This window comes from Actinoplanes sp. NPDC024001 (genome assembly GCF_040638955.1).
GTDB lineage: Bacteria > Actinomycetota > Actinomycetes > Mycobacteriales > Micromonosporaceae > Actinoplanes.
Genome location: NZ_JBEZZB010000103.1, coordinates 12,785 through 38,363, shown reverse-complemented (window position 1 = coordinate 38,363; position 25,579 = coordinate 12,785). Strand labels below are relative to the sequence as shown.

Sequence of the window (25,579 nt, the reverse complement as noted above, 5' to 3'; positions counted from 1 at the left end):
CGGCGGGCACGGTCGCGGCGGTGGCGGGCGCGCCGGCGAGCAGGATGTCGAGCAGCTCCCGAGCCGTCGGCCGGTCCGCCGGGTCCTTGGCCAGCGCCCGCTCGACCGGCCCGGCCAGCGACGCGGGCAGGCCGGACAGATCCGGCGGCTGAGTGAGGATCCGCATCGCGGTGGCGGCGGCCGAGTCGGCGGCGAACGGCGTCCGCCCGGTCGCCGCGTACGCCACCACGGCGCCCCAGGCGAAGATGTCCGCGGCGGCGGTGACCGGCCGCCCGCCCGCCGGGTCGAAGCGTTCCGGCGCCATGTACGCCACCGTGCCGACCATCTGATCGGTCCGGGTGTGCATGCTGGTCGCCTCGAACGCCCGGGCGATCCCGAAGTCGATGACCTTGATGCCGCCGCGGGCGAACAGCACGTTGCCCGGCTTGAGGTCCCGGTGGATCACCCCGGCGCCGTGGATCGCGGTCAGCGCCGTGGCGATGCCGACCGCCACCTGGTGCAGGGCGGCCCCGGACAGCGGGCACTTCTCCCGTACCTCGGCGGCCAGGCTGGGCCCGTCGACGTACTCCACCACCAGGTACGGTGGGTCGTGGTCCGGGTCGGCGTCGAGCACCTCGGCGGTGGAGAACGGGGGCACCTGCTGGGCCCGGTTGACCTCGCTGCGGAAGCGGCCGCGGAACTCGGCCTCGTGCGCGAATTCCGGCCGGACCATCTTGATCGCGACCTGGCGGCCCTCCGGGTCACGTCCGAGGTAGACGGTGCCCATGCCGCCCTCACCGAGCCGGCCGACCAGCTCGTACCGGCCGACGCTGGTCCGGTCACCCGGCCGTAGCGGCATGCTCATGTCCTGTTGTCCCCCTCTGCCCGCCGTCCCGGCGCTGCGACCCGGGATTCTAGGTCAGGAGGCGTAACGCTTCTCGGCGCGGGCACGTGCCTTCGCCGCCTCGATCTCGCGGTCCTTCGGCGGCGCGGTGGTGACCAGGTTGTCCAACAGCTCGGCGGTGGCCGCCGCGACCGCCGCCACGGCCTGGTCGAACGCGGCCTGGTTGGCCTGCGACGGCCGGGTGGATCCGGCGATCTTCCGGACGTACTGCAACGCCGCGGCGTGGATCTCGTCCGGGGTGGCCGGCGGTTCGAAGTTGTGCAGCTGGTGGATGTTGCGGCACACGGCGGTCTCCTTCACCGAAGTAATCTCGCTCCTATGGTGCACTGGTACGAGTCGTCGATCGACCGGCAGTTGCGCGAGGCACGCGAGCGGGGCGACTTCGAGAACCTGTCCGGCGCCGGAAAACCCCTGGCCGGCTACGGCGAGGAGTACGACGAGGACTGGTGGGTCAAGGACTGGCTGCGCCGCGAGGGCGGTGGCGCCGCGGTGATCCCGGCGAGCCTGGCCGTGCGCCGGGCCGCGGAGGACCTGCCGCACACCGTTGCCGGGCTGCGCACCGAGCAGGCGGTCCGGGACCACGTCGCCGAGCTGAACGAGCGGATCGAGAAGGCCCGGCGTGGCCTGATCGACGGCCCGCCGGTGGTGCTGCCGGCCTTCGACGCCGACGAGGTGGTCGCGCGGTGGCGGGAGACTAGGACGCGGTGATGTCGATCGGGTCGGCGGTCAGCACGTCGCACTGGACGTAAGCCAGGTCGATCGTGACGTCGGTGAACCACAGCACCGGCAGGGTCAGCGGCGGCGGCTGCTCGGGGGTGAAGGTGACCGGGATCAGCCCGAAGAGCTTGCCGGTGAACCGGGGGGAGTAGAACTCGACGTTCCCGTCGGTGATCAGCTCGTTGCTCTTGATCAGCGTGGTGCCGATCTGCAGGCTGAACGGCTTGTTGACGGCCTTGTCCATGACGAAGCGCAGGGCCCGGATGCTGCCCTGGCGGGTCGGCAGCTCGGTCACCCCCTCGTACGTCGAGTTGTACATGGTCAGCGAGCCGACCTTCATCAGGCCCGGTTTGAGCCCGACCCGCGGCAGGCCGTCGGCCTCGGCGACCAGGCCCTCCTGCCGGGCGCCGAGGCACGGGATCTCCTCGGCGGACCTGCTGGGCTTGGCGGGCCGCGCCGAGGAAGGCCGCACTGAGGAAGGCCGCACCGAAGGCGGCTGCACCGAAGGCGCCGCAGGAGCCGCGCTGGTGGGCGACGGCGTGGGTGTCGCGTTGTTGTCGCCGCCGATGCCGAGCAGGTCCCCGATGCCTTCGACGACGTCGCCGATGCCCTCCCCGATGCCGTCCAGGATCGGGTTGCCGGTGCCGCTCTGCGCACTGGGAGAGGTCGATGGGGCGGGGGTGGCCGAGACCGGGGCGCTCGGTGTCGCGCTGCTCCTGCGGGGCTTCGGCTTGGCCTTGCTGGTGGCCGGGGTGGCGCTCACGGTCCGCGACGGCAGCCCTTCCGGGCATTCCGCGGCGTCGGCCGCCGGGACGTTCGCGACCGCGACCCCGCCGGCCACGGCAAGCGGAAGGATCAGCATGAAGGCCTTGCGGTGCAGCGGGCGCTTCGGGTCGGGATCGAGGCCCGGAACGATGGTCGAGTCGCTCACCGCCGGGCGGATCTCGGCGGTCGGCTCGTCCACCCGGTCCGGTCCGGATTCCCCGGCCGGCGGCCCGGCGTCGTCGATCGGCGGTGCCGCTGCCGGGCCCCAGGCGATCGCGAGCGCCCCGCCGACGATGCCGAGGATCATGCCGGCGAACCAGCCGCCGAGGTTCAGGCCGACGAACGAGTAGAGCGCGGTGAGCGTGCCGACGATCCCGTAGAACAGCCGCTGCGCCGGGCTGACCCACGCCAGCACCCCGCAGACCAGCATGATCGTGGGCAGCAGGTAGGACAGGAAGCCCTGTGGCCCGATGTGGATCTCGATGTTGTCGAGCTGCATGTTGGCGCTGAGGAACATCTCCAGCCCCGACAGCACCAGCAGCAGGCCGCCCCAGAACGGCCGGCCACGCCGCCACCGGCCGAACCTGACCCAGAAGCTCTCCGTCGCCACGCGTTCCTCCGTTGACTCTGACAAAGGGGAGGGCTCGCGGAGTCGTGCTCCGCGAGCCCGGAGAAGCTTCCGTTCAGTAGCACTCGTGCTTGCCGCCGACGTGGAGCTTGAGGCTCATGCCGTTCAGCGTGAAGGTCGAGGCCGAGGTGTAGTACGCCTGCTGGCGCAGGTTGACGATGGTGACCTTGGTGGCCTGCTGGCCGAAACCGCCCGGCGCGCCGTGCGCCTCGTCCTGGGCGGCGTCCAGGGTGGCCGCGTCCAGGCCGATCTGGATGTTCTCGAACGTGGCGTCGCCGCCCAGCTCGGACATGCCGATCAGCAGGTTGGTCGCCCGCACCGGGTTCTCCGGGTCGTCGCCGGCCTCGATCCGGAGGGTGACCGGGCCGACCGCCACGGACTGGCAGAGATCGTTGAGCGTGGCGCTCTCGATGCCGGACATCGCGGCCTGGACCGTTCCGTCCTTGGTCTCCAGCTCGCCGTTGTACTGGGTGAAGCCGTCACCGACCAGCTTCGCGGCGGACAGCTTGAACTGCTTGCCGGAAATAGTGAAATTGGCGGCCAGGGCACCCTCGGCGAGCGCCACGACCAGGCCTCCGGCGACGACCGTCGGCACGCCCACCGCCACGGCGAACCGGCGCCAGTTGGTGCGCCCGGACGCCGGAGCGCTTTGCGCATCCTCCACGGAACCTCCTTGTGAGGGCTGCGGCCGGCGAGCTGACAGCGAGGCCCGTCGATGTCGCGGCCGTAATGTGCCGGAAATGTTGCCCCGCGAGGTCGGCGACTACAAGACCCGTGGCTACCAGTCAGTAACTCAGATCACTAGATCAACGTGACTCTGGGTGAGGCCCGCCACGGGTTGGCCGGACATTTCGGGCATAGGCTCGGCAGGTCGGCCAGTTACCCGTTACCGCGGGTACGCAAGGTCCACATCGTCACAACTGAATAACGAAGTCCATCGATTACCTTTCGTTACTTAGGTGGTGACTGTCCGCTGCCGATCGGAAGGGCATGACCGCTGGCCAGGACAGCCGCCGATGAGCGTGCAGCGACGGCTCAACGTGGGCATCGCCGCCCTGTTCCTGCTCTTCGTGACGGTTGTGGTGGTGCAGGCCGGCCTCGGCGAACGGCAGCGCGCCCGGCACGAGCGGGAACTCGCCCGGATCACCCGCGCCCAGGCGGCGAACGACGACGTCCTGCAGCTCATGACCGACGCCGAGACCGGGCTGCGCGGTTTCCAGCTCACCGGCGAGCAGCTCTTCCTGGAGCCGTACCGTAGCGGCGCCGGCGCCGCCGGGGCCGCCCTGGACCGGGTCGCCGAGAGCACCCGCGACGAGGCCGTCCGGCGGCTGCTGGACCGTCAGCGTGCCGCGGTGCGGACCTGGCTCGACGAGCACGCGGCCCCGATCCTGGCGCCCGGCGCGCCCGTCGCGCCCGTCGCGCCGGGCACGGACGACGCCGGCGCGGCCCGCGGCAAGCAGCTCTTCGACGAGCTGCGGCGGGTCAACGACGCCGTGGCCGACGCGCTCACCGCCGAACGCCGCACCGCCGACCGGGCCGCCACCTCGGCGACCCGGCTGCTCGACGGCATCGCCATCGCGCTGGTGACGGCGATCCTGCTGGTCGGCTACCTGGTGGCCCGCACCGGCCGGCGCCAGCTGCTCGCGCCGCTGGCCCAGCTGGGCGACACGATCCGCCGCCTCACCGCCGGCGACCGCTCGGCGCGGGCCGAACCGTCCGGGGCGCCCGAGCTGCGTACCGTGATCGAGGCCTTCAACGACCTGGCGGCGCAGACCGAGTCGCTGCTCGCCGCCGAACACGCCCGGGCCGCCCGTGCCGGGCTGCGCCAGGCCGTGGCCGCGGAACTGCAGGACATGCGGGACCCGGCGGCCTCCGTACGCCGCATCGCCGGCCTGATCGGCGCCGCCGTCGGCGCCGGCACCGCGCACGCCGAGCTGACCGTTCCCGGCACCGGCCCGATCCGGGCGTGCTGGCCCGGCAGCACCGCCGAACTGCCCGCCCGCGTCGTCTCCGAGGTGCTGGCCGGCACGCCGGGAGAGCCGGTGCTCCGCCCGGACGGCGGGTTCGCCGTCACCCTCGCCGACGACGCCGGCTACCTGCTGCTCACCCGCTCCGGCGCGCCCTGGTCGGAAGCCGAGCGCCGCCTGCTGGCCGGCGCGGTCCGGGAGATCGAACGGGCCCTGCACCAGCTCGGCCTCCAGCGCCACCAGGACCGCCTGATCAGCGAGCTGCGCCAGCTGGACCAGCGCAAGGACGTCTTCATCCAGACCGTCACCCACGAGCTGCGCACCCCGCTGACCAGCATCCTCGGCTACACCGAGATGATCGTCGACGACGGCGGCGACCTCGGCCCCATGCAGCAGCGCGCCCTCACCGCGATCCTGCGCAACGCCCACCGCCTGCACGACACGATCGGCGACCTGATCCTGCTCGACCGGCCGGACAGCGGCAATGCGGCCATGTCCGACGTGCTGGATCTGGCCGATCTCGCCTCCGGCGTGCACGCCGAGCTGACCAACGCCGCCCGCGCGAAGGACCTGGACGTCGACGTCGAGGTCGGCGAGGCCTGGGTGCGCGGCGACCGCACCCAGCTGCAGCGGGCCCTGCGCAAGCTGATGGAGAACGCCATCAAGTTCACCCCGCCCGGCGGCCGGGTCTCCTGGCACCTCAGCGCCGACGAGCAGATGGTCGCCCTCTCGGTCACCGACACCGGCATCGGCATCCCCGCCGAGGACGTGCCCGGCCTGTTCACCCCCTTCCACCGCGCCGGCAACGCGATGGACCAGGCGGTCCAGGGCCCCGGCCTGGGCCTGGCCATCGTCCGCGACATCGTCCGCGATCACGGCGGCAGCATCGCCGTCCAGTCGGTAGTGGGGCGCGGCAGCACCTTCACCATCACCCTGCCCACCGCGCCCGCGCCGGTCTTCGCTTCAACCCCTTAGCCGTACGCGTTCTCCACACCCCCGTGCCACCCCCGCGATCACCAGCCCCCTCCCGGCCCCACCGCGCCCGCCGGGCTCACCCTCATCCTCACCCTCACCCTCACCCCACCCACCATCCATCCCCCCGCCACTCGCCCGTCCCACCACCGCCCTCCAGTCCCACCCCTAACTCCGCGCCACCCGTCAGCTCACGCCCCCGGCTGTCACCCAGTGCTGTCGCTCGGCCTGCGGGCCGGCTCGGGTGGTCAGCTGGTGTGCGCGGCTGTCGTCCAGTGCTGTCGCTCGGCCTGTGGGCCGGCTCGGGTGGTCAGCTGGTGTGCTCGGCTGTCGCCCAGTGCTGTCGCATGGCCTGTGGGCCGGCTCGGGTGGTCAGTTGGTGTGCTCGGCTGTCGCCCAGTGCTGTCGCTTCGCCGCCGGGCCGGCCCTGGCCGGCAGCTGGTGTGCTCGGCTGTCGCCTGGTGCTGTCACGACGCCGGCCTGGCGACACTGGGCGTCAGCCGCCGTTACCGGCTGGCGCCCGGCGCTGTTGTCGCGCGCCGGCCCGCTCTGCCGGGCAGCCGGTGATCGCGGCTGACGGGCAGTGCTGCCCGGCGAGGTCAGCCGCGAGCGGTCACATGCGGACCAGCTCGAAGTCCTCCAGGCCGGCCGTGCGGTGCGTGATCAGCAGGACCGTCCGCTCCCCGGCCGCGGCGAGCAGATCGCGCGTGAGCGCATCCGCCGTCGCCTCGTCGAGGTGCTCGGTCGGCTCGTCGAGGATCAGCACCCGGACGTCGGTGAGCAACAACCGGGCCAGCCCGAGCCGCCGCCGCTGCCCTCCGGAGAGTGCCATCCCGTGCTCGCCGACCAGCGTCTCCAGCCCGTCCGGCAGCCCCGCCACGAACTCGTCCAGGCAGGCCGACTTGAGAGCCGCCCAAAGCTCCCCATCCGTGGCTTCCGGCCGCCCGATCCGCAGGTTCGCGCCGATGGTCGTGTCGAACAGATAGGCGTCCTCCGGCAGGTACCCGACGACCTCCCGAACCCGCTCCGGCGCGATCTCCCGCAGCTCGGTCCCGTCCAGCGTGATCCGCCCCGCGCGCGGCTCGAGGAACCGAACCAGCAGCGCCGCCACCGTGCTCTTCCCGGACCCGCTCGGCCCGGTCAGCGCCACCCGGGCACCCGGCCGCAACACCAGGTCGACGTCACGCACCGCGGTCCACCCCGGCACCCACTCCGCGCTAGCCCCCATGACCCGCACCTCGGGCACCGCCCGGTCCCACCCCCGCGTGTTGATCCGGGGACGTTCCCACGCGAGTTCACCCGCAACCGTGCGTGGCCGTGGCGGTGTGGGAAGGTCGGACAGACGGCGTAGGGAGGCCCGGGCCGCAGCGTAATGCTGGGCCGCGACAGGCAGCGGCCCGGCGATCTCGAAGACCGCCATCGGGGTCAGCACGACCAGCGCCAGCAACTCCCCGCTCAGGTCTCCGGCGCGGACCGCCAGCGTTCCGGCCACCAGCCCGGCCAGCACGCACGCGCCGGTGCTCAGCACGGTCACCGCCGCCGACAGCCCGCCGGCCGCGGCCGACCGGCGTTGCGCCGCGGTGAGGCGGGCGTCCACCGCCTCCAGCCCGGCCAGGTGGGCGCCCGTCCGCCCGTACGCCGAAAGGTCCTGAAGGCCGTGCAGCAGATCGACGACGCCGGTGGTGAGCTCGCCGCGCAGCGGCGCGAGCCGCCCGTCGGCGCGCCGCGCCGCTGCCTGCTGCAGCACCGGCACACCCACGGCGACGACCAGCAGGGCCACCGCGAGTGTCAGCCCGGCCGCCGGCACCAGCGCGCCGACCACCAGCACCGAGGCGAGGCCGACGATCGCGGCGACCGTGTAGGGCAGCACCACCCGGGTGATCAGGTCGACGACCGCGTCCACATCGGCGGCGAGCCGCTGCGCGAGGTCGGCGCCGCGGTATCCGGCGAGCCCGGCCGGCGCCAGCCGCTCCAGCCGCGTGTAGACCCGGACCCGCAGGTCACCCAGGATCCGGAACGCCGCGTCGTGCCCGAGCAGCCGCTCCAGGTAGCGCAGCACCCCGCGCCCCAGCCCGCATGCCCGGACCGCGACGATCGCGACCATCAGGTGCAGCACCGGCGGATGCAGCGCGGCCCGCGAGATCAGCCAGGCCGACACGGCGGTCAGCGTGATCGCGGCGCCGGCGGCGCCGGCCCCGGCCAGCACGGCGAGACCCAGGCGGCCTGCCGCCGGCTTCACCAGGGTGTACGGGGTGAGCGTCCGGTTCACGTGACTCCTGCCGGTGTGCGGGCGCCGGAGAGGTCGACCACGCGGTCGGCGAGCGCGATCAGCTCCGGCCGGTGGGCGGCGATCAGCACGGTCCGTCCGGCGGCGAGGCGGCGTATCGTGGCCATCACCCCGGCGGCGGTGTCCGCGTCGAGGTTGGCGGTCGGTTCGTCGAGCAGCACGATCGGCGCGTCCCGCAGGAAGGCCCGGGCCAGCGCGACCCGCTGCCGTTGCCCGGCGGAGAGCCCGGTGCCGTTGTCGCCGAGCACGGTCCGGTATCCGTCCGGCAGGTCGCGGGCGAACGCGCCGACCCCGGCCGCCTCCGCCGCGGCCAGTACCGCGGGATCACTGCCGGCCGGGGCGGTGAGCGTGATGTTCTCGTACACCGAGGTGGCGAAAAGGTGCGGGCGCTGCGGGACCCAGGCGATCCGGCGGCGCCAGGCCGCCGGATCCAGGTCCGGCAGCGGGACGCCGCCGACGGTGACCCGCCCGGCGGCCGGGGTGACGAAGCCGAGCAGCACGGCGAGCGCGGTGGACTTGCCGCATCCGGACGGCCCGGTCAGCGCCACCACCTCGCCGGGTTCGATCGTTGCCGAGAGCCGTAGCGCGACACCGTCGCGGCCCGGGTAGCGGACCTGTACGCCGTCGAAGACGATCGCGCCGTCCGGCGGCGCGAGCGTCCCGGCGGGCGGCGCCGGCGTCTCCAGGATCGCGAAGACCTCCTCGGCCGCGGCCAGGCCTTCCGCGCTGGCGTGGTAGTTGGCGCCCATCTCGCGCAGCGGCCGGTACGCCTCCGGCGCCAGGATCAGCACCAGCAGCGCGGTCGCCAGGTCGAGGTCGCCGTGCACCAGGCGCAGCCCGATGCCGACCGCGACCAGCGCCACCGACAGGGTGGCGAGCAGCTCCAGGACCAGCGAGGACAGGAACGCGGTGCGCAGCGTGCGCATGGTGTGCCGCCGCTGTTCGGCGCTGATCCGGCGGATGATGCCGGCCTGCGCCCGGGCCCGGCCGAAGAGTTTGAGCGTGGGCAGCCCGGCCACCACGTCGAGGAAGTGGTGGGAGAGCCGGGCCAGCAGCCGGAACTGGCGCCGGTTCTGCGCCTCGGTGTGCAGCCCGACCAGCGCCATGAACAGCGGGATCAGCGGCAGGGTCACCGCGATGGTCACGGTGGCGATCAGGTCGGCGGGCAGCAGCCGGGCCAGCAGGATCGCCGGGACCAGCCCGGCCAGCACCAGCTGCGGCAGGTAGCGGGCGAAGTACGCGTCCAGCGCGTCCAGCCCGTGCCCGGCCAGGGCCGCGACCTCCCCGGCCGGCCGGGTGGACCGGCCCGGCGCGGCGACGTGGGCGAGCAGCCGGCGGCGCAGTTCGCTCTTGACCGCGGCGGCGGACCGGGCCGCCGCCACCTCCTGCAGCCAGGCCACCGCCGCCCGGCCGGCGATCACCGCGATCAGCGGCGCGAGCGGCGGCACTCCGGCACCGTTCAAGAACGCTGCTGCGATCGCGTCGGCCAGCAGCACGGCCTGGGCGATCAGCAGCGCGGCGTGGACCGCGCCGAGCGCGACGGTCGCCGCCAGGTACGCCCGGGTGGTCCGGGCGTACCTGAGCAGGCGGGGGTCGAGGGGTCTCATGCCGGGATGTCGCTGAGCCGGAGGCGCTTGCGGAACACCCAGTAGGTCCACCCCTGGTAGATCAGCACGATCGGGGTGAACGCGACCGCCACCCAGGTCATCACCTTCAGCGTGTACGGCGTGGACGCCGCGTTCTCCACGGTCAGGCTGTACGCCGGGTCGAGGGTCGACGGCATGACGTCCGGGAACAGCGACAGGAACAGCCCCGCCACGGCCAGCACGATCGTCGTGCCGGTCGCCGCGAACGCCCACCCCTCCCGCCGGGCCCGGGTGAACAGCACCGCCCCCACCAGCGCGACCGCCGCCGCCGCGGAGAACACGTTGAGCCCGGTCCACAGCAGGAACGCCGCCGCCACCGGCACCGCCACCAGCGCCATCCGGGCGGCGATCCGGCCGGACTGCGCCCGCATCGGCCCGTCCGTCTTGAGCGCCAGGAACACCGCGCCGTGCAGGGTGAACAGGGTCAGCGTGGTCAGGCCGCCGAGCAGCGCGTACGGGTTGAGCAGGTTGAAGAAGCCGCCCACGTACTCGTGGTTCGCGTCGATCGGCACCCCGCGCAGGATGTTGCCGAAGGCGACACCCCACAGGATCGCCGGGATCAGGCTACCCCAGAAGATGCACCGGTCCCAGCCGCGTCTCCAGGCCACGCCGGGACGCTTGCCCCGATATTCGAAGGCGAGCCCGCGCACGATCAGCGCGACCAGGATGATCAGCAGCGGCAGGAAGAAGCCGGAGAAGAGGGTGGCGTACCACTCCGGGAACGCGGCGAAGGTGGCGCCGCCGGCCACGATGAACCAGACCTCGTTGCCGTCCCAGACCGGGCCGATGGTGTTGATCGCGAGGCGGCGGGAGCGGTCGTCGCGGCCGACCACCGGCAGCAGGATGCCGACGCCGAAGTCGAAGCCCTCCAGCAGGAAGTACCCGGCCCAGAGGACGCCGATCAGGAGAAACCAGAAGGTGGTGAGTTCCATTTCCGTCCTCAGTAGGCGAAGGCGAGCGGTTTGTCGGCGTCTTCGGAGTCCGGCGGCAGCGCGGGGGCGCCGGCCTTGGCGTACTTGATGAACAGGCCGAACTCGATGATCGCGAGGACGCCGTAGAGCACGGTCAGCACGATCAGCCCGGTCGCCGCCTCACCCGTGGAGACCGAGGGGGAGACCGAGTCCTCGGTCGTGAACAGCCCGAACACGGTCCACGGCTGCCGGCCCATCTCGGTGAAGATCCAGCCGAACGAGTTGCCGAGCAGCGGCATCACGGCCGTGCTCACCGCCGCGATCCAGAGCCAGCGGCCGCGCGGGCGCCGCCCGCCGCGGGTGAACCAGAGCGCGGCGGCGGCGATCAGCACCGCGAGCCCGCCGAAGCCCATCATCAGCCGGAACGACCAGTAGGTGACCGGCACGTTCGGCACGTAGTCGCCCTCGCCGTACCTCTGCTGGTAGACCTCCTGCAGGTCGTTGATCCCCTCGACCTCGCCGTTGAGGTCGCCGGTGGCGAGCAACGACAGCACGTGCGGGATCCGCACGCTGTACAGCTCCTCGGACCCGTCCAGCGAGCCGATCGTGAAGATCGAGAACGAGGCCGGCTCGGTGGTGTCGTAGAGGGCCTCGGCCGCGGCCATCTTCATCGGCTGCTGCTCGGTCATCACCCGGGCCTGCAGGTCACCGGTGATCAGCAGGCCGAATCCGGCGACGATCGCCACCCAGGCGCCGAGCCGCAGCGACGGCCGGAACACCTCGCTCTGGTTGTCCTTGCGCAGGTGCCAGGCGCTGACCGCGAGCATCAGCGCGCCCGCGGTCAGGAAGCAGGCGGTCACCGTGTGCGGGAAGGTCACCAGCGTCGTCGAGTTGGTGAGCACCGCCCCGATGCTGGTGAGCTCGGCCCGGTCCGCGCCCATCCGGAAACCGACCGGATGCTGCATCCACGAGTTCGCGGCCAGGATGAAGTAGGCCGACAGCACGGTCCCGATCGCCGCGGTCCAGATGGTGGCAAGGTGCACCTTCTTCGGGAGCCGGTCCCAGCCGAAGATCCACAGGCCGAGGAAGGTGGACTCCAGGAAGAAGGCGAGCAGGCCCTCGATCGCCAGCGGCGCACCGAAGATGTCCCCGACGAACCGCGAGTACGCCGACCAGTTCATCCCGAACTGGAACTCCTGCACGATGCCGGTGACCACCCCGATCGCGAAGTTGATCAGGAACAGCTTGCCCCAGAACTTGGTGGCCCGCAGGTAGTGCTCCTTGCCGGTGCGGACCCAGGCGGTCTGCAGGCCGGCCACCAGGAACGAGAGCCCGATCGTGATCGGTACGAAGATGAAGTGGTAGACGGTGGTGATACCGAATTGCCACCGTGACAGATCGAGCGCGTCCACTGCCGTCCTTTCCGCGAGGTCACCCCGACTCTCGTCAGCGCGGCCCCTGTTGATCAGGGGCGAAGGGGACCCGGGCCCGGGCCGAAGGTCCCGACCCGCACCAACGGACGTGACGGCGCTCAGTTCGAACGAAGACGTAACAGGACCGATCGCGAGACACCAAGATCGGAAACACGGGGCGCGTAGCGTACGAACGTGGATCTGAACACGGTTACCGAAGTGATCAGCCCCGCCCGGCCCGGTTCGTGGCGGCCGGGGGACGCCTGGCTGGGCGGCGGCACCGCCCTGTTCGGCGAGCCCCGCCCGCACATCAGCCGGCTGCTCGACCTGACCGCCGCCGGCTGGACGCCGCTGCGGGTCCACGACGACGGCAGTGTGGAGATCGCGGCCACCTGCACCGTCGCCGAGCTGGCCGACGGCCTCGGCCGGTACGACATCGTCCGGCAGTGCTGCCACGCGTTCCTCGCCTCGTTCAAGATCTGGAACGTGGCGACCGTCGGCGGCAACCTCTGCGCCGCGCTGCCGGCCGGCCCGATGATCTCGCTGAGCGTGGCGCTGGACGCGACGCTGCTGCTGATCGGCCCGGACGGCACGCAGCGCCGGGTCCCGGCCGCGGATTTCGTGACCGGCGACGGCACGACCGTGCTGCGCGACGGGGAACTGCTCAGGTCCCTTCACCTGCCCGCTGCCGCGTTCACCGTGCGTACCGCGTACCGTCGTGGCTCTCTGCATCGGCATGGCCGCTCGGCCGTGCTGCTGATCGGGCGGGCGGAGCCCGCCGGCGGCCTGACGCTCACCGTGACCGCGGCCACCCGCCGGCCGCACGTCCTGCGTTTTCCCTCGCCGCCGCGAGCCGACGAGCTGGCGGGGGCCCTGGCCGCCATCCCCGCGTCGGAGTACGTGGACGACGTCCACGGCCGTCCGGTGTGGCGGCAGCACCTCACCCGTCACTATGCGGCGCGGATCGTCGCGGAGCTCTCATGATCGAGATCAACGGAACGTCGCACGAGCGGGCGCCGCGGCCCGGCCAGTGCCTGCGCACCTACCTGCGTGAGGAAGGCTGCTTCGGCGTCAAGAAGGGCTGCGACAGCGGCGACTGCGGCGCCTGCACCGTGCACGTCGACGGCAAACCGGTGCACTCCTGCGTCTACCCGGCATTCCGCGCCCAGGGCCGCCGGGTCACCACCATCGAAGGCCTGGCCGAGCCCGGCGGCCTGCACCCGGTGCAGCAGTGCTTCCTCGACGCGCAGGGTTTCCAGTGCGGCTTCTGCACCGCCGGCATGATCATGACGACGGCCGCGCTCGGCGCGGAGCAGCGCGCGGACCTGCCGCGCGCGCTCAAGGGAAACCTCTGCCGGTGTACGGGCTACCGCGCCATCACCGACGCCGTCGAGGGCCGCCCGCCCGCCGCCGTCGCACCGGCGCCCGGGGCGGCCGTCGGGTCGAACCTCGGCGCGCCCGCCGGGCCGCAGGTGGTGACCGGCGCCGCGCGGTACACCTTCGACCTGGACGTGCCCGGGGTGCTGCACCTGAAGGTGCTGCGCTCGCCGCACCCGCACGCCCGGATCGTCGCGATCGACACGTCGGACGCGCTCGCCGTGCCGGGTGTCGAGCTGGTGCTCACCCACAAGGACGCGCCGGACCGGCTCTTCTCCACCGCCCAGCACGAATGCGAGGCCGAGGATCCGTACGACACGCGGGTCCTCGACGACGTGGTCCGGTTCGTGGGGCAGCGGGTGGCGGCCGTGGTCGCCACCTCCGAGGCGGCCGCGGAGGAGGGCTGCCGGCGGCTGCACGTCGAGTACGAGGTCCTGCCGTTCGTGGTCGACCCGGCCCGGGCGCTGGCCGCCGGCGCTCCGGTCCTGCACCCCGGCAAGACCTCGAACGTGGTCGCCGAGCTGCGGGCCTCGCTGGGGGATGTGGCGGCCGGCTTCGCGCAGGCGGACGTCGTCCACGAGGAGACGTTCCGGACGGCGCGGGTGCAGCATGCCAGTCTGGAGACGCACGGTGCGGTCGGCTGGCTGGACGACGACGGCCGGCTGGTGATCCGCTCCAGCACGCAGACGCCGTTCCTGACCCGGCGGGCGGTCGCCCGGCTCTACGACCTGCCGCCCGACCGGGTGCGCGTCGTCGCGGGCCGGGTGGGCGGCGGTTTCGGCGGCAAACAGGAGATGCTGGTCGAGGACCTGGTGGCGCTCGCCGTGCTGCGCACCGGCCGGCCGGTGCGCTGGGAGTTCACCCGAGCCGAGCAGTTCCTCGGCGCGACGACCCGGCATCCGTTCGTGATCACCCTGAAAGCCGGGGCGCGCCGCGACGGCACGTTGACGGCGATGCAGCTCGACGTGCTGGTCGACACCGGCGCGTATGGCAATCATGGGCCGTCGGTGATGCACCACGGATGCCATGAGTCGCTCGCGGTCTACCGGTGCGCGAACATGCGCACGGACGCGGTGACGGTCTATACGAACACGGTGCCGGCGGGGGCGTTCCGGGGGTACGGGCTGGGGCAGGTGACGTTCGCGGTCGAGTCGGTGCTGGATGAGCTGGCCCGGGGCATCGGGATGGATCCGGTGACGTTCCGGGAGTTGAACGTGGTTCGTCCGGGAGAGGATCTGACGGCGCCGGGCAGCCATGCGGATGATCTGGGCATCGCGAGTTACGGGCTGGACCAGTGCCTGGCCCACATGCGGGAGGCGGCCTCATCAGCCGTGCCCTCGGCCGGGTCTTCGGCCTCGCCGGCAGTGGTGCCTTCGGCCGTGTCTTCGGCCTCGCCGTCAGCGGTGCCTTCGGCCTCGCCTTCGGCCTCGCCTTCGGCCTCGCCTTCGGCCGGGTCTTCGGGTTCTCCATCGGATGCATCCGTGCCGCGGGATGCGGTGCCCTCGGTCTGGCGCCCGGACGCGCCCTCGTCGGCCGGCGAGGCGCCGGCGGGCTGGCTCGTCGGCGACGGCATGGCCATCGCGATGATCGCCGCCGGCCCACCCGGCGGCCATTTCGCCGACGCCACCGTCACGCTGCGGCCCGACGGCTACTACGAGGTGGCCGTCGGAACCGCCGAATTCGGCAACGGCAGCACCACCGTGCACGCGCAGATCGCGGCCGACGAACTCGGCACCACCCCCGACCGCATCGTGATTCGGCAGTCCGACACGGACGTGGTCCGGCACGACACCGGAGCGTTCGCTTCGACCGGGGTCGTGGTCGCCGGTCAGGCCGTGCTCCGGGCCGCCCGGGCCTTGCGCGCCCGGATCGAGGCCGCCGGTCCCGCCGTCACCACTCCGCTCACCGCGCACGGCCACTCCGACGGAACACCGCGCTCGGTGGCGTTCAACGCGCAGTGGTTCCGGGTGGCCGTCGACCCGGACACCGGCGAACTGCGCATCCTGCGCAGCGTCCACAGCGCCGACGCCGGAACCGTGATGAACCCGCTGCAACTACGCGGCCAGATCGAAGGCGGCGTGGCCCAGGCGCTCGGCGCCACGCTGGCCGAACACGTCGACATCGCCGCCACCGGTGAGATCACCACCACCGGCTTCCGGCAGTACCATCTGCCGACGTTCGCCGACGTACCGCACACCGAGGTGCATCTCGCCGCCACGTCCGACGCCATCGGTCCGCTCGGTGCCAAGTCGATGAGCGAGAGCCCGTTCAACCCGGTCGCCCCCGCCCTCGCCAACGCGATCCGGGACGCCACCGGCGTACGCATGACCGTTCTGCCCTTCACCGCCGACCGCATCTGGCAGGCCCTGCAGGCCATTTCTGCGTGAATGACGGCCTCGAATCGAGCCCATGATCAAGCCTGACCTTCAGAGCACCGACCGAACCAGCAGCGCGGCCGGCGCGGCCAGCGCCACCGCCGCGACAAAGACCAGGCCGAACAGCCGCCGCAGCGCCGACCGCCGGCCGTCCCGCCGTTTGGCCTTCTCCGCCCGCACGAGCCGCGACACCGGGTAGAGGTAGCACCCCACCACCGCGAACAGCAGGGGGAAGACCAGCACCGACGCGATCCACGACGTCCCGGCGCCACCGTCGCAGCTCACCACGCGCCGCCCGCTCACACAGCGCGGCTGGCCGATCTCATGCACGAGGTCCGCAACCGCCCAGGCGGTGGTCGCCGCCGCGAGCACACTGACACCGGCGAAGATCACCACAGGCCGAAGGGCAGAGCGAGACATGGCGCCCATCCTCACCCACCGGCGATCCCGAGCCTTCGCCGGTGCCCGGCTTGTCGCCGCGCCATCAACCCGTGGCCGTCCGCGCACCTCGCCCGCCGCTGGCGTTTCGCCGCGCCTCCAGCCGGCGGTCGTCGGCGCGCCTCGCCCGCCGCTGGCGTTTCGCCGCGCCTCCAGCCGGCGGTCGTCCGTGTGCCTTGCCCGCCTCGGCCGAGCCCGTCGAAGTCCGCTCAGCTCGGCGATTGAGCGAACCGCCCCGGACTCACGCCAAGAATGCGCTTGAAATGCCGTACCAGATGCGGCTGATCGTAAAACCCGGCACCGACCGCAACAGATCGCATCGGTTCACCGGCCAGGATCAGCCGGCGGGCAAGGTCCACCCTCCGCGAAATCACATATTGATGCGGCGACATGCCGAACTCCCGGCTGAACGACCGAACCAGATACGCCGGGTCGAAATGCAGCCGCGCCGCCGCGGCGGTCAACGGCAGCCCCGGCACGATGTTTTCCTCAAGCAGGTCACGCAGGGCCCGGGCAGCCTCGCGGCCCGGCGGCCCCATTTCCGGCTGATCACCGAGGCGCGCGCGAAGCCGTTCCACCGCGAGCGCCAGCTTTGCTTCTGCCGCGGGCTCGTCACCCGGCGTACGGATGAGCCGATGAACCGAGGAGATCAGCCGGTGCAATGGCGCATCGCCGATCGCCGGGGTGCCGACGGCCGCACCGATCAGCCGAGCGGGCAGCAGATGGGGTTCCAGATAGAGCACCCGTTTACGAAATCCGCCGGGCCGTGCCGCTGTGCCGTTGTGCGGCACCCGCGGCGGCAGGACGGTGACCAGTTCACCGAAGGCGCCCCGCTCGTGCCGGTCCAGGTCGTACCGCACCGCCCCGTCATCCACGAGCAGCACGGTCCAGGTGTCGTGGGCGTGCATCGGGTAGGCGTGCTCCCCGAACCGGGCGTGCAGCACTTCGGCGACCCCGTCCAGCGGCGGCCGCCAGGCTCGGATCTGGGGCCCGCCGGGCACGTCAAAATCGTACAAGACCTGCCCCGCCCACCCGGACGACGATGTGCTGCATGAACGCACCGGTCCGTTTCCCCACCAAGATCGCCGTCCTGCTCCGCGACGACCTGCTCGTCTGGCAACGCCTGAACGTCACAGCGTTCCTGGTGAGCGGCATCTCCACCGCGTACCCCGAGGTGATCGGCGCCCCCTACCAGGACGCCGACGACGTCACCTACCTGCCGATGTTCCGCCAGCCGGTGCTCGTCCTCGAAGGCAGCAAGGAGTTGCTGACCACCGCCCACACCCGCGCCCTCTCCCGCGGCGTGACGATGTCCATCTTCACCTCGGACCTCTTCACCACCGGCCACGACGCTGACAACCGCGCCGCCGTCCGCACCGTCCCCACCGCCGCCCTGGACCTGGTAGGACTGGCCCTGCACGCCCCCCGAACCGCGGTAGACAAGATCCTGAAGGGCGCAGTCATGCACTCCTGAAACCCTGCGAGCGCAGTCATGCACTCCTGAAACCCTGCGAGCGCAGTGATGGTGACGCGGCCGAAAGGACGGTCCGGTGTGCTGGCCGGCGGGGTGCAGCCGGAAGCGCTGTCGCGTCCACCGGCCGGCCCAGCCGCACCACCAGATATGGCCGCCGCCCGGTGACCAGCCCGGCCAGCATTTCCCGGGTCCTGGGCGATTCGATCACTTCACTCATGATCGACGACGCCACTCCACGCGCGGTGGCTGTGAGCAGGAGCGCTGACAGCGCCTCGCCGGCCCGCAGCCAGTCGGCCGGGGTGTCCGCGTTCCCGCACAACACCGCGTAGGCAGCCCCGGAGTCGCTGCCTGCTCCCGGCTCCAGCCCGGCGAAGTTCTTCCCCGCGGTGAAGTCCCGGATCGGCACCCGGCGTGGCGCGTTCCGTACGGCCGTGCTGAGAGGAACGCCGTCGCCGGAACCGGCCGGCCGATGCGTCCAGTGGGCGAGCTCGGCTGCCTGCCAGGGATGGTTCGCGGCGTCTTCAGCGGCACGTGCCGTCAGCGCCGCGAGCAACGGAACCTCGTCCCGGCGTACCAGATGAAGTGACACGCCCTGCCCCGCGACGGCCCGGCGCAGATCCGCCAGGATCCGCCCCTCCAACGGCTGCGGGCCGAAGGCGCGCCGGTCCGACCGGCGCCGCCCGATGGCCGCGGCGAGGTCTTCCCATTCCGGCCCGGCCGTCGCCGCCGAGGTCCGGCCCTGCCACCAGCCGGCCCGGAACCGAGCGGCCAGGCCAACACCCAGGCGGGGCGGCACGAGTCGCAGCCGCGCGAGCGGCCCGCGCCCCGCCTCGGGAAGGCGGTCGATCTCCACGTTCCAGCCCTGCGCACGAACTGTCACCGCCACATGGTGCACAGCCGCACCGCAACTGAGCAGCAGCATCCGCGCGTCCGGGTCGGTGTGTTCGAGCCACCGTTCCGGATCAGCCCACAGTTCGGCGCTGCCCGCCTCGATCCGCCACTGCCACGGTTGAGTGTTGAAGATCGACGGTGCGTGCCGGGCGTGCTGCACGGCGTCGACCAGGATTCCGGTCATGGCTTCAGCGTCCGGCCGCGAGGCCGAGCCGGACAGGGCCGAAGGTCCCACCATCCAGCCTGCAGACGGCCAGTCCGCCACTCCTCGCTGCCACGCTCGCGGTCCGGCGGCCACCAACCCGGCGGCCGAGCAACTCTTCCGATGCGGCGGCCGAGCGGTTCAGCTGCCTGGTCACGCCGCCTATCTGCTCAGTGCGCTGCTGGCCCTGCAGCCTGGTCTAGCGGAAGGTCCAGCGCTGGTTCGACGTGCCGGCGCAGGGTGCCACGACGACCTCGTTCGCTGGTCGGGCGCCGAAATGCGGGTCGGTGAGGCAGCGGCCGTTGGCCGCGTTCATCAGGCGGCCGTCGTTGTTCATGGCCCATTGGGCGGTGTTCCGGCCGTCGCAGCGGGCCAGCTCGACCTCGCCGGTGCCCTCCATGTAGGCGCACAGGTCGCCCACCTTGAGGGTGCGGTCCGAGTTGAGCTGCCAGCGTTGCGGGCTGGTGCCGTTGCAGTCGTCGACGTGGACGTCGCTGCCCTCGTCGATGTCGCCGCCGCGCAGGTCGAGGCAGAGCCCGTTGCCGCTGACCAGCGCGGCCGCATCGGTCTGCGCGGACGGAACGAGGTCGGCGGGTGGGGCCGGCGGCGCGGTGGTGCCGGCGGCGACGGACGGGGATGTCGTCTTCTGCGGAGCCTTGCTCGTGGTGATGACGGCCGGCCGGGACGTCGACTCTGCCCGGGGCTCGGTGGCGACGCCGTCGGCGGTCTCCCCACCCGAGTTGTCGGCGTCGCCCGCAGCGGCGGCCGGCGAAGTGTCGCTCGGAGTGACACTCGCTGCCGGGGCAGGCCCGCTGATGACGGGGAACTGCTGATCCGCCAGCGACGTGGAAACCGTGGGGGTGAGCGCGGGGCGCAGCACCGCCCACCCGACGACGGCCAGCACGGCTGCCACTCCGGTCGCGGCCAGCAGCACCGAGCGCCGGCGCAGCGTGCGGCGGACGGATGGCGCCGGCGTGGCCGGCACCGCCGGGATCACCTGGGTGGGAATCTCCCGGGCCGGGTCGGCAGGCCACGTCGCGGCGGAAGCGGGAGCCTCGGAGTGGCCGCCCTCCTGCAACACGAACGGCCGCACGAGCAGCGGATCCCGGTCGTCGCCGTCGCCCTCCACCACCGCGTCGTCGCCCGCTGAGCCCGCGCTCACTGGCTTAGCCACCCCCCGATCCGGCACATCGATGACCCAACTTACCGGCACCCGACCAGCCGCGTGGGGGGCCGTTCGGCCGAAGATCAGTTGTCAGCGCTTCCAGAACGGCACCTCCCGTGTCTTTCCGCCGGTGGTCGGCTCCGATCCGGTGCCGGGCGACGTCGCCTCGCCCCCGGTCGCGCCAGTCCGAGGCGGCTCGCCGTTGCCGGCAGCGGTGAGAACCTGCATGGCACGTGCCCACTTCTCGTCCAGCGGCGCGTCGCCACGCAGCACCTGCACCAACTCGCGGACCGGGCCGAACTCGGTGGCCAGCAGTGTGGCGAGCAGGACACCGAGCCGCGTTGCCAGGTCATCGAGCAGATCCCTGCGATCCGCCGCAGGCAGACTCGCGGCGTCACGCAAGCGGCCTGCCTCCACGGCGATCAGCTCGCGGAACTCGGCGACCTCACGGGACTCCGCGGCACTCGGGGCAAGGGACCCCGCGCCGGCCTCGTCGTGCACATCCAGGTCTGGCTGCAGGAACTCGGGCACTGCCATGTCGTCGAAGCCGGCCCGGCTCGCCGACGGGGATGCCGCCCTGGGACCTCGGCCGAGGCGACCCGGTCGGCCGCCGTCGGCGGCGCCACGGGCGCGAACCGGCGCGAACGGTGGCCGGGGAGCCGGCGGGCCGGCCGGTGGGGACGGCGCCATCGGCGCCGCGGGCCCCGCGAGGGTGGCACTTTGGGCGAGACCGAGCCACATGCCGGCCTTACCGGCAGCCGCTCCGGCGGCCGGTGCCTCCCAGCCGGACGGCAGCTCCACCGGCTGTGTGACCCGCTTGGTCTTGCCGTCTTCGTTCACCACGCGCTCGTCGACCGCCACGTAGGCGGTGAAGCGGCAGAGCACCCCGAAACGCAGCGACGTCTGGATGATCTCCTGCTCGACCGAGCGGTTGCCGGCCGCGAAAGCGTCCTCCAGATCCCGGATCCGGGCCCGCGCCCACAGCGAGGTGACCGCCTGCTCGGAGCGTTGCTCGACCGCGACGGCAGTGCGGAACTCCTGCTCGTCGCGGGTGCGCCCGGCGACCGTGAAGCGTCCACCGGCCGCACCCGTGTAGCGGCCCGTCACCACCAGCGGCACGCCCGGGTAGAGGCCCGGCAGCCGGGCCGGGCTGCGGGTGTCGCCGAGGAGCGTGATCCCGTCGCCGCCGACCGACAGCCCGGTCACGACCGGTGCGCCGATCCGGCGGTGGATGTGTTCCATCGCCTCGTCCAGCCGGTCCTCGCTCTCCACGAGCTCAGCGCGGCCGGCGCCGAGCGCGGCGAGCCGGCCCAGGAACCCGGCGTTGACGGCGCGGTCGATGCCGACGGTGTGCACCCGCGTCGCGCCGATCCGCCCGGCGATCTCGCGGACGATCTGATCCTCGTTGCCCACCTGGCCGTCGGTGACCAGCACCAGCACCCGGTCGCGACCGGTGCTGTCGGACAGCAGGCCGAGACCGGTGGCGAGCGGGCTGAGCAGCTCGGTGCCACCCCGGGCGTCGGCGCGTGCCAGATGCTCGACCGCCCGATAGCGGTTGCGGTCGCTCGCCTCCACCAGGCCCTCCGCGAGACCGTCCGGCCGCTCCACCTGGTGGTCGAAGGTGAGCACGGCGAACCGGTCGGCGGTGGTCAGGGTGTCGATCACCCGGGCCGCGGCGCGCCGGGCAGCGACCATCTTCCAGCCGCTCATGCTCCCGGAACGGTCCAGCAGCAGCACCACGTCTTTCGGCCGGGGCGTGGTTGCGGCCTCGGGCGGGAGGACCACGAGCTGATAGGTGCCCTCGTCGCCCTCCTCGTCGGGAACGGCCACCGCGGTCTCACCGCCCGGTGCGTAGGCCAGGCGCAACACGAAGTCACGGTCGGCCCGCTCGCCGGGGGAGATCCGCAGCGTCCCACCGTCGTCGGTGACGGTGTGCAGGCTGGACCGGACCTCGCCGAGATCCAGGCCCGCCGGGTCCACGTCGACGCCGACCGAGAGTCGCAGCGGGTTGGGGAAGCCGGGCAGCAGGACGGGCGGAGAGATCCGGGAGGCGTCGGGCACGGCATCGGTGTCGGGAAGCTGACCGTCGCCGACATAGGGCCCGGGAAGCGGGGCGCCGGGCACGTAGCGGGGTGCGACGACCAACGGGAATCGGAAGGTCGCTGCGCCGTCCTCATAGGGCAGCGGGCCCACCAGGCGCAGCCGGACGGTCACCCGCTCGCCGGGCAGGATGTTGCCGACGCGCATGGTGAAGACGTCGGGCCGCTCCTCCTCGGCGATCGATGCGCGCCGGCCGGCGGCGACCGCCCGGTCGTACTCCACGCGGGCCTCGGCGCGCTCCCGCAGCTCGGCGACGACGGTCCGGTCGGCCGCGGTCATCGACATGGCGGTGACGGCGGCGCGATCGGGCAGCGGGAAGATGTAGGTCGCCTCGAGCGCGGTGTCGTGGGCGTTGACGAACTCGGTGGTCAGCTCGGTCCGGACCAGCAGGCCGCTGATCTTCGCCTGGACGTCGAGCCGGTCGAGGGGGAGGTTGCCCCGCTCGGTCTGCAGCGTGCCGAAACCGGAGCCGGGCTGGTCGCGAAGGCGGTCTCGCTCCGCGGTGCCCATCGGATTGACGGAAATGATCATTCATCTCTCCCAACGGTGAGCCCACGGGACGCGAGCAGATCGAGCAGGGGTCGTGCCGCCGCGGCGAGATCGCCCCGGTCGACGTGGTCGAGTGCGTGCGGGACGAGCAGGATCACGCCCATGCCGAGGGGCACACCGGTCAGCACCAGGCCGGTATCGTCAGGCGCGGCGCTGGGTGCGGTCGTGCGATCCGCTGGCGCGGGTGGCGCGGGGGAGTCTCTCCAGAACTCGGTGCGCACCGGGCCCTCGGTGGGCGGCGGCTCGGCGGTCAGCAGCTCCGCGGGCACGCGAGCCGCGGCCGAGAGCGCCTCGTCGGAGGCGCCGGTCAACTCGACCTGGATCTCGGCGAGTGTGCGCCCGGCAGCCTGCCGGCGTTTGATCGCGACCAGCTGCAGCAGGTGACGGGGGCCGTAGAGAGCGACCCGGCCGCGGGTGCCGAGCGGGCGGTCGACCAGCCCGATCGTCGAATACCACCGGATGGAGCGGCGGTCGGGCAGCTCACGGACACGGCCGTTGGGTGCGCCCGGGTACTCATCGGCGAGCGCCGCGTGCACCCGTTCCACCAACTGCTCCATCGTCCACATGCTCCGATATTGACACTGTCACGATGACACTGTCAATATCGGCATACGGAAATGCCCGCCACCGGCGCTCGGGAGCGCGGTGGCGGGCAGATCGAGTGGTGCGTCAGGAGCCGCTGGGATACGGCTTGCCGTCGACCAGGAGTGTGTAGGGGGCGTATTGAGTGACCTGCCCGGTCGGCTCGTCGTAAGCGATGACCGCGACCACCTTGGGATAACTGTCCAGCCTGTCGAATTCGTCGAGCGGGACCACCTTGGCCCGGGAGCTGCCCAGCCCGACCAGCCTGACGTGCCAGTTGTGCACCGGGATCGGGCGCACCTGGGTGGGCGACTGCCAGCCGTCGAGGGTTGCGCTGTTCACCGGTGTGGCGCCGACCCGCAGGTCCGAGATGTGCCAGCCGCCCAGGCTCACCGCCGCGTCGCTGACGTAACGGAGGCCGAGCAGCACCCGCTTCCCGGCGTACGAGGAAAGGTCGTAGCTCAGGGTGACGTCCTCGGCCTGGCCCGTGATCGCCGCACCCTGCGGCCCCTTCACCGTCCGGTCCCCGGCAACCGGTTGATATGTCTTTCCGCCGTCGGTCGAGACCGTCACATATCCGTAGTCGAAGTCCTTCTCCAGGCCGTGCGACGACGTGAAGCGCAGCATCGGGTCCTCCGACGGCACGTCGATCACCCGCACCGCGGTGGCGTCGGTGTTCGGTTCGTTGCCGGAGAAAAGCATCCCGGCGTCCAGCTTCCAGCTCAGCGGGCGGGACGGGAGCGTGGTGGCGCCCCGGAAGCCGAGCGTCTCGAGGTCGCGCGGCAGCCGGACGTAATCGGCCCCGTTCGGGGCGGCGCCGGGCGCACCGTGGGCGGAGTCGTCGGCCAGGTTGACCGTGGATCGCAGGCTCGGCGAGGTCACCCGCTCGCGGGGGAGGCCCTTCATCACCCCGCCCGGCTGGCCGACGGCCTTGTCCACCAGCGTCATGACCTGGAAATCGTGCAGCACGTCGTGCAGGTCGGTGCCCTTCGGCAGCGCGGCGGCGATGCCGGCCATGCCGGCGTTCGCCTTGTCCCGGTGCAGAGTCGAGATGATCTCCGGGCCGAAGCGGTCCCGGAGGTAGAGCATCAGCTGGTAGGTGATGCCGTAATCGGCGAGGATCTCGTCCTGCCCGCCCTCCTTCCACAGGTTCGGCGAGTTCGACGGCGCGTTGCACGCCCGCGGATTCGGGTTGTAAGTCGTCTTCACCGCGCCGAAGCCCTGGTAACAGGCAAGATGGATGTCGAAGCCGCGGCGGTAGACGTTGAGGCTCGGGTTCACATAGCCGACGAGGGTCTGTGCGTACTCGGCGAGGCCCTCGTCGATCCAGATCTGCTCGTTGGGATCGGTGTAATAGGCGAGCAGGTGCTGCCACTCGTGGGCGAAGGTCGACTCGTAAAGGCGGGGGCGGGCGGGACGGCTGGTGCACCGGTCGTCGGTCGGCTCGTTCTTCGGTTCCGCGCCGGTCTGATGCGCCCAGTCGTAAGCGTCGATCGTGATCACGTTGCGGTCGAAGAGCTCGTTGAGCTGCTCGGAGAAGAACCCGGCGACATAGGTGGGCCGCTCCGGGAAGTTGAAGTAATTCTCGTCGCGGACGTTGTCGACCAGGGTCACGGTCCGGTTGCCCGCTCCGGTGAAGTCGCCGTCCACACCGGCGTTCGCCCCGGTCCGGTCCGGCGGGGTGCTGAAGGCCGCCGTCTCGGTGGGATAGATGTTCTCGTCGAACTCCTGGACCAGCGAGCTGAGCTGGGCGTCCGTGATCTCGGTGGCGTTGCCCCGGCAGTCGCCCGCCGGGAAGGCGAGGTCGTTCGCGACCCAGACCTCGATGTGCTTGCCGACGGCCCGCAGCCTGTAGTCCTTGCGGTACACGTCGTTGTCGATCGCGTTGAGGCCGGCCCAGCTGCGAACCGTCCCGATCGGCGGGGTCTCGGCGGCGGTGCGCCGCGCGGCCGGCCGCGGGCGGTAACTGGCCGGCGGCAGCGGTTCCCCGTTGAGGGTGAGCCGGTCCGGGATCAACCACGGGACGTCGTCGGTGGGAAAGGCGGCCGACTCGCTCGGAGTGGGGAAAGGCGGAGGTGTGGGCGGCACCGCTCCGGCGGAGAGTGGAGCAGCCAATAGCGGGACAGTAACGGTTATAGCCGCGAAGCTCGCAAAAAGGGTGCGCGTCACGTCTCGCGACGCTACCTGCGATCGCGAGGCCGTGACGCCAACACCGGTGGTAGAGGAGCGGGAAACCAC

The 25,579-nt window shown here is 72.0% G+C and carries 20 protein-coding genes; 5 read left to right on the top strand and 15 right to left on the bottom strand.

The window, feature by feature from the left end; all coding sequences use genetic code 11:
- Both AB0F81_RS32610 and AB0F81_RS32605 read right to left on the bottom strand, forming a co-directional pair.
- A partial coding sequence (locus tag AB0F81_RS32610) for a serine/threonine-protein kinase (RefSeq protein WP_360203446.1) occupies positions 1–844 on the bottom strand: 844 nt, incomplete at its 3' end.
- Positions 845–898: 54 nt separating this feature from the next.
- Positions 899–1,168: a DUF2277 domain-containing protein gene (locus tag AB0F81_RS32605; RefSeq protein WP_360203450.1), complete on the bottom strand. Its 270-nt coding sequence runs from the start codon at positions 1,166–1,168 to the stop codon at positions 899–901.
- A gap of 33 nt (positions 1,169–1,201) precedes the next feature.
- On the opposite strand from AB0F81_RS32605, the gene AB0F81_RS32600 reads away from it, so the two are divergent.
- The gene (locus tag AB0F81_RS32600) at positions 1,202–1,591 is read left to right on the top strand and encodes a DUF1992 domain-containing protein (protein WP_360203445.1); all 390 of its coding nucleotides are present in this window, start codon (positions 1,202–1,204) and stop codon (positions 1,589–1,591) included.
- On the opposite strand, the gene AB0F81_RS32595 is transcribed toward AB0F81_RS32600, so the two are convergent.
- Entirely contained in the window at positions 1,578–2,975 is a 1,398-nt protein-coding gene (locus AB0F81_RS32595; protein WP_360203444.1) for a DUF6114 domain-containing protein, read from the bottom strand. The two genes, AB0F81_RS32600 and AB0F81_RS32595, sit on opposite strands and share 14 nt — an antisense overlap.
- Positions 2,976–3,048: 73 nt before the next feature.
- Positions 3,049–3,657 (bottom strand): DUF6230 family protein, encoded by a 609-nt coding sequence (locus AB0F81_RS32590; RefSeq protein ID WP_360203442.1) that lies wholly within the window; start codon positions 3,655–3,657, stop codon positions 3,049–3,051.
- Positions 3,658–4,009: 352 nt separating this feature from the next.
- Between AB0F81_RS32590 and AB0F81_RS32585 the strand changes: the two genes are divergently transcribed.
- Positions 4,010–5,935: an ATP-binding protein gene (locus tag AB0F81_RS32585; RefSeq protein ID WP_360203441.1), complete on the top strand. Its 1,926-nt coding sequence runs from the start codon at positions 4,010–4,012 to the stop codon at positions 5,933–5,935.
- A gap of 610 nt (positions 5,936–6,545) precedes the next feature.
- Here AB0F81_RS32585 and cydC read toward each other — a convergent pair.
- From cydC to AB0F81_RS32565, 4 genes are read right to left on the bottom strand one after another with little or no spacing between them, the layout of a single operon-like run.
- Positions 6,546–8,201, bottom strand: a complete 1,656-nt coding sequence (gene cydC / locus AB0F81_RS32580) for a thiol reductant ABC exporter subunit CydC (RefSeq protein WP_360203440.1) — start codon at positions 8,199–8,201, stop codon at positions 6,546–6,548.
- Positions 8,198–9,826 (bottom strand): thiol reductant ABC exporter subunit CydD, encoded by a 1,629-nt coding sequence (gene cydD / locus AB0F81_RS32575; RefSeq protein WP_360203439.1) that lies wholly within the window; start codon positions 9,824–9,826, stop codon positions 8,198–8,200. The genes cydC and cydD overlap by 4 nt, the downstream gene beginning before the upstream one ends.
- A complete protein-coding gene (cydB, locus tag AB0F81_RS32570) occupies positions 9,823–10,797 on the bottom strand; it encodes a cytochrome d ubiquinol oxidase subunit II (RefSeq protein WP_360203437.1) in 975 nt (324 codons plus the stop codon). Before cydB ends, cydD begins: the two co-directional genes overlap by 4 nt.
- Before the next feature lie 8 nt (positions 10,798–10,805).
- Positions 10,806–12,188 carry a cytochrome ubiquinol oxidase subunit I gene (locus tag AB0F81_RS32565; RefSeq protein ID WP_360203435.1) on the bottom strand — a complete coding sequence of 461 codons (1,383 nt, stop codon included), beginning with the start codon at positions 12,186–12,188 and terminating at the stop codon, positions 10,806–10,808.
- A 195-nt stretch (positions 12,189–12,383) separates the two neighbouring features.
- Here AB0F81_RS32565 and AB0F81_RS32560 point away from each other — a divergent pair, with 195 nt between their 5' ends.
- Both AB0F81_RS32560 and AB0F81_RS32555 read left to right on the top strand, forming a co-directional pair.
- The gene (locus AB0F81_RS32560) at positions 12,384–13,172 is read left to right on the top strand and encodes an FAD binding domain-containing protein (RefSeq protein ID WP_360203433.1); all 789 of its coding nucleotides are present in this window, start codon (positions 12,384–12,386) and stop codon (positions 13,170–13,172) included.
- Entirely contained in the window at positions 13,169–15,952 is a 2,784-nt protein-coding gene (locus AB0F81_RS32555) for a molybdopterin cofactor-binding domain-containing protein (protein WP_360203431.1), read from the top strand. Before AB0F81_RS32560 ends, AB0F81_RS32555 begins: the two co-directional genes overlap by 4 nt.
- Positions 15,953–15,991: 39 nt before the next feature.
- Here the strand turns inward: AB0F81_RS32555 and AB0F81_RS32550 are convergent, their stop codons facing one another.
- Positions 15,992–16,360 carry a hypothetical protein gene (locus AB0F81_RS32550; RefSeq protein ID WP_360203429.1) on the bottom strand — a complete coding sequence of 123 codons (369 nt, stop codon included), beginning with the start codon at positions 16,358–16,360 and terminating at the stop codon, positions 15,992–15,994.
- A gap of 227 nt (positions 16,361–16,587) precedes the next feature.
- Positions 16,588–17,379 (bottom strand): AraC family transcriptional regulator, encoded by a 792-nt coding sequence (locus AB0F81_RS32545; protein WP_360203427.1) that lies wholly within the window; start codon positions 17,377–17,379, stop codon positions 16,588–16,590.
- Between the two features lie 41 nt (positions 17,380–17,420).
- Between AB0F81_RS32545 and AB0F81_RS32540 the strand changes: the two genes are divergently transcribed.
- Entirely contained in the window at positions 17,421–17,852 is a 432-nt protein-coding gene (locus tag AB0F81_RS32540; RefSeq protein ID WP_360203425.1) for a DUF2000 domain-containing protein, read from the top strand.
- Positions 17,853–17,868: 16 nt separating this feature from the next.
- On the opposite strand, the gene AB0F81_RS32535 is transcribed toward AB0F81_RS32540, so the two are convergent.
- The 5 genes from AB0F81_RS32535 to AB0F81_RS32515 all read right to left on the bottom strand — a co-directional run bounded on the left by AB0F81_RS32535 (position 17,869) and on the right by AB0F81_RS32515 (position 25,456).
- Positions 17,869–18,927, bottom strand: a complete 1,059-nt coding sequence (locus tag AB0F81_RS32535) for a nitroreductase (protein WP_360203424.1) — start codon at positions 18,925–18,927, stop codon at positions 17,869–17,871.
- A 217-nt stretch (positions 18,928–19,144) separates the two neighbouring features.
- The gene (locus AB0F81_RS32530) at positions 19,145–20,119 is read right to left on the bottom strand and encodes a ricin-type beta-trefoil lectin domain protein (RefSeq protein WP_360203423.1); all 975 of its coding nucleotides are present in this window, start codon (positions 20,117–20,119) and stop codon (positions 19,145–19,147) included.
- Positions 20,120–20,200: 81 nt separating this feature from the next.
- Complete coding sequence (locus AB0F81_RS32525) at positions 20,201–22,741, bottom strand: VIT domain-containing protein (protein WP_360203421.1); 2,541 nt, start codon at positions 22,739–22,741, stop codon at positions 20,201–20,203.
- Complete coding sequence (locus tag AB0F81_RS32520; protein WP_360203420.1) at positions 22,738–23,316, bottom strand: MerR family transcriptional regulator; 579 nt, start codon at positions 23,314–23,316, stop codon at positions 22,738–22,740. The genes AB0F81_RS32525 and AB0F81_RS32520 overlap by 4 nt, the downstream gene beginning before the upstream one ends.
- Before the next feature lie 112 nt (positions 23,317–23,428).
- Entirely contained in the window at positions 23,429–25,456 is a 2,028-nt protein-coding gene (locus AB0F81_RS32515; RefSeq protein ID WP_360203418.1) for a peptidase M6 immune inhibitor A, read from the bottom strand.
- Positions 25,457–25,579: the final 123 nt, after the last annotated feature.

What these genes read in the sequence shown, in the direction of transcription:
- cydD (WP_360203439.1), bottom strand. Translation starts at nt 9,826, where the DNA reads ATGAGACCCCTCGACCCCCGCCTGCTCAGGTACGCCCGGACCACCCGG.
- AB0F81_RS32540 (WP_360203425.1), top strand. Translation starts at nt 17,421, where the DNA reads ATGTGCTGCATGAACGCACCGGTCCGTTTCCCCACCAAGATCGCCGTC.
- cydB (WP_360203437.1), bottom strand. Translation starts at nt 10,797, where the DNA reads ATGGAACTCACCACCTTCTGGTTTCTCCTGATCGGCGTCCTCTGGGCC.
- AB0F81_RS32600 (WP_360203445.1), top strand. Translation starts at nt 1,202, where the DNA reads ATGGTGCACTGGTACGAGTCGTCGATCGACCGGCAGTTGCGCGAGGCA.
- AB0F81_RS32550 (WP_360203429.1), bottom strand. Translation starts at nt 16,360, where the DNA reads ATGTCTCGCTCTGCCCTTCGGCCTGTGGTGATCTTCGCCGGTGTCAGT.
- AB0F81_RS32585 (WP_360203441.1), top strand. Translation starts at nt 4,010, where the DNA reads ATGAGCGTGCAGCGACGGCTCAACGTGGGCATCGCCGCCCTGTTCCTG.
- AB0F81_RS32520 (WP_360203420.1), bottom strand. Translation starts at nt 23,316, where the DNA reads ATGGAGCAGTTGGTGGAACGGGTGCACGCGGCGCTCGCCGATGAGTAC.
- AB0F81_RS32555 (WP_360203431.1), top strand. Translation starts at nt 13,169, where the DNA reads ATGATCGAGATCAACGGAACGTCGCACGAGCGGGCGCCGCGGCCCGGC.
- AB0F81_RS32525 (WP_360203421.1), bottom strand. Translation starts at nt 22,741, where the DNA reads ATGATCATTTCCGTCAATCCGATGGGCACCGCGGAGCGAGACCGCCTT.
- AB0F81_RS32535 (WP_360203424.1), bottom strand. Translation starts at nt 18,927, where the DNA reads ATGACCGGAATCCTGGTCGACGCCGTGCAGCACGCCCGGCACGCACCG.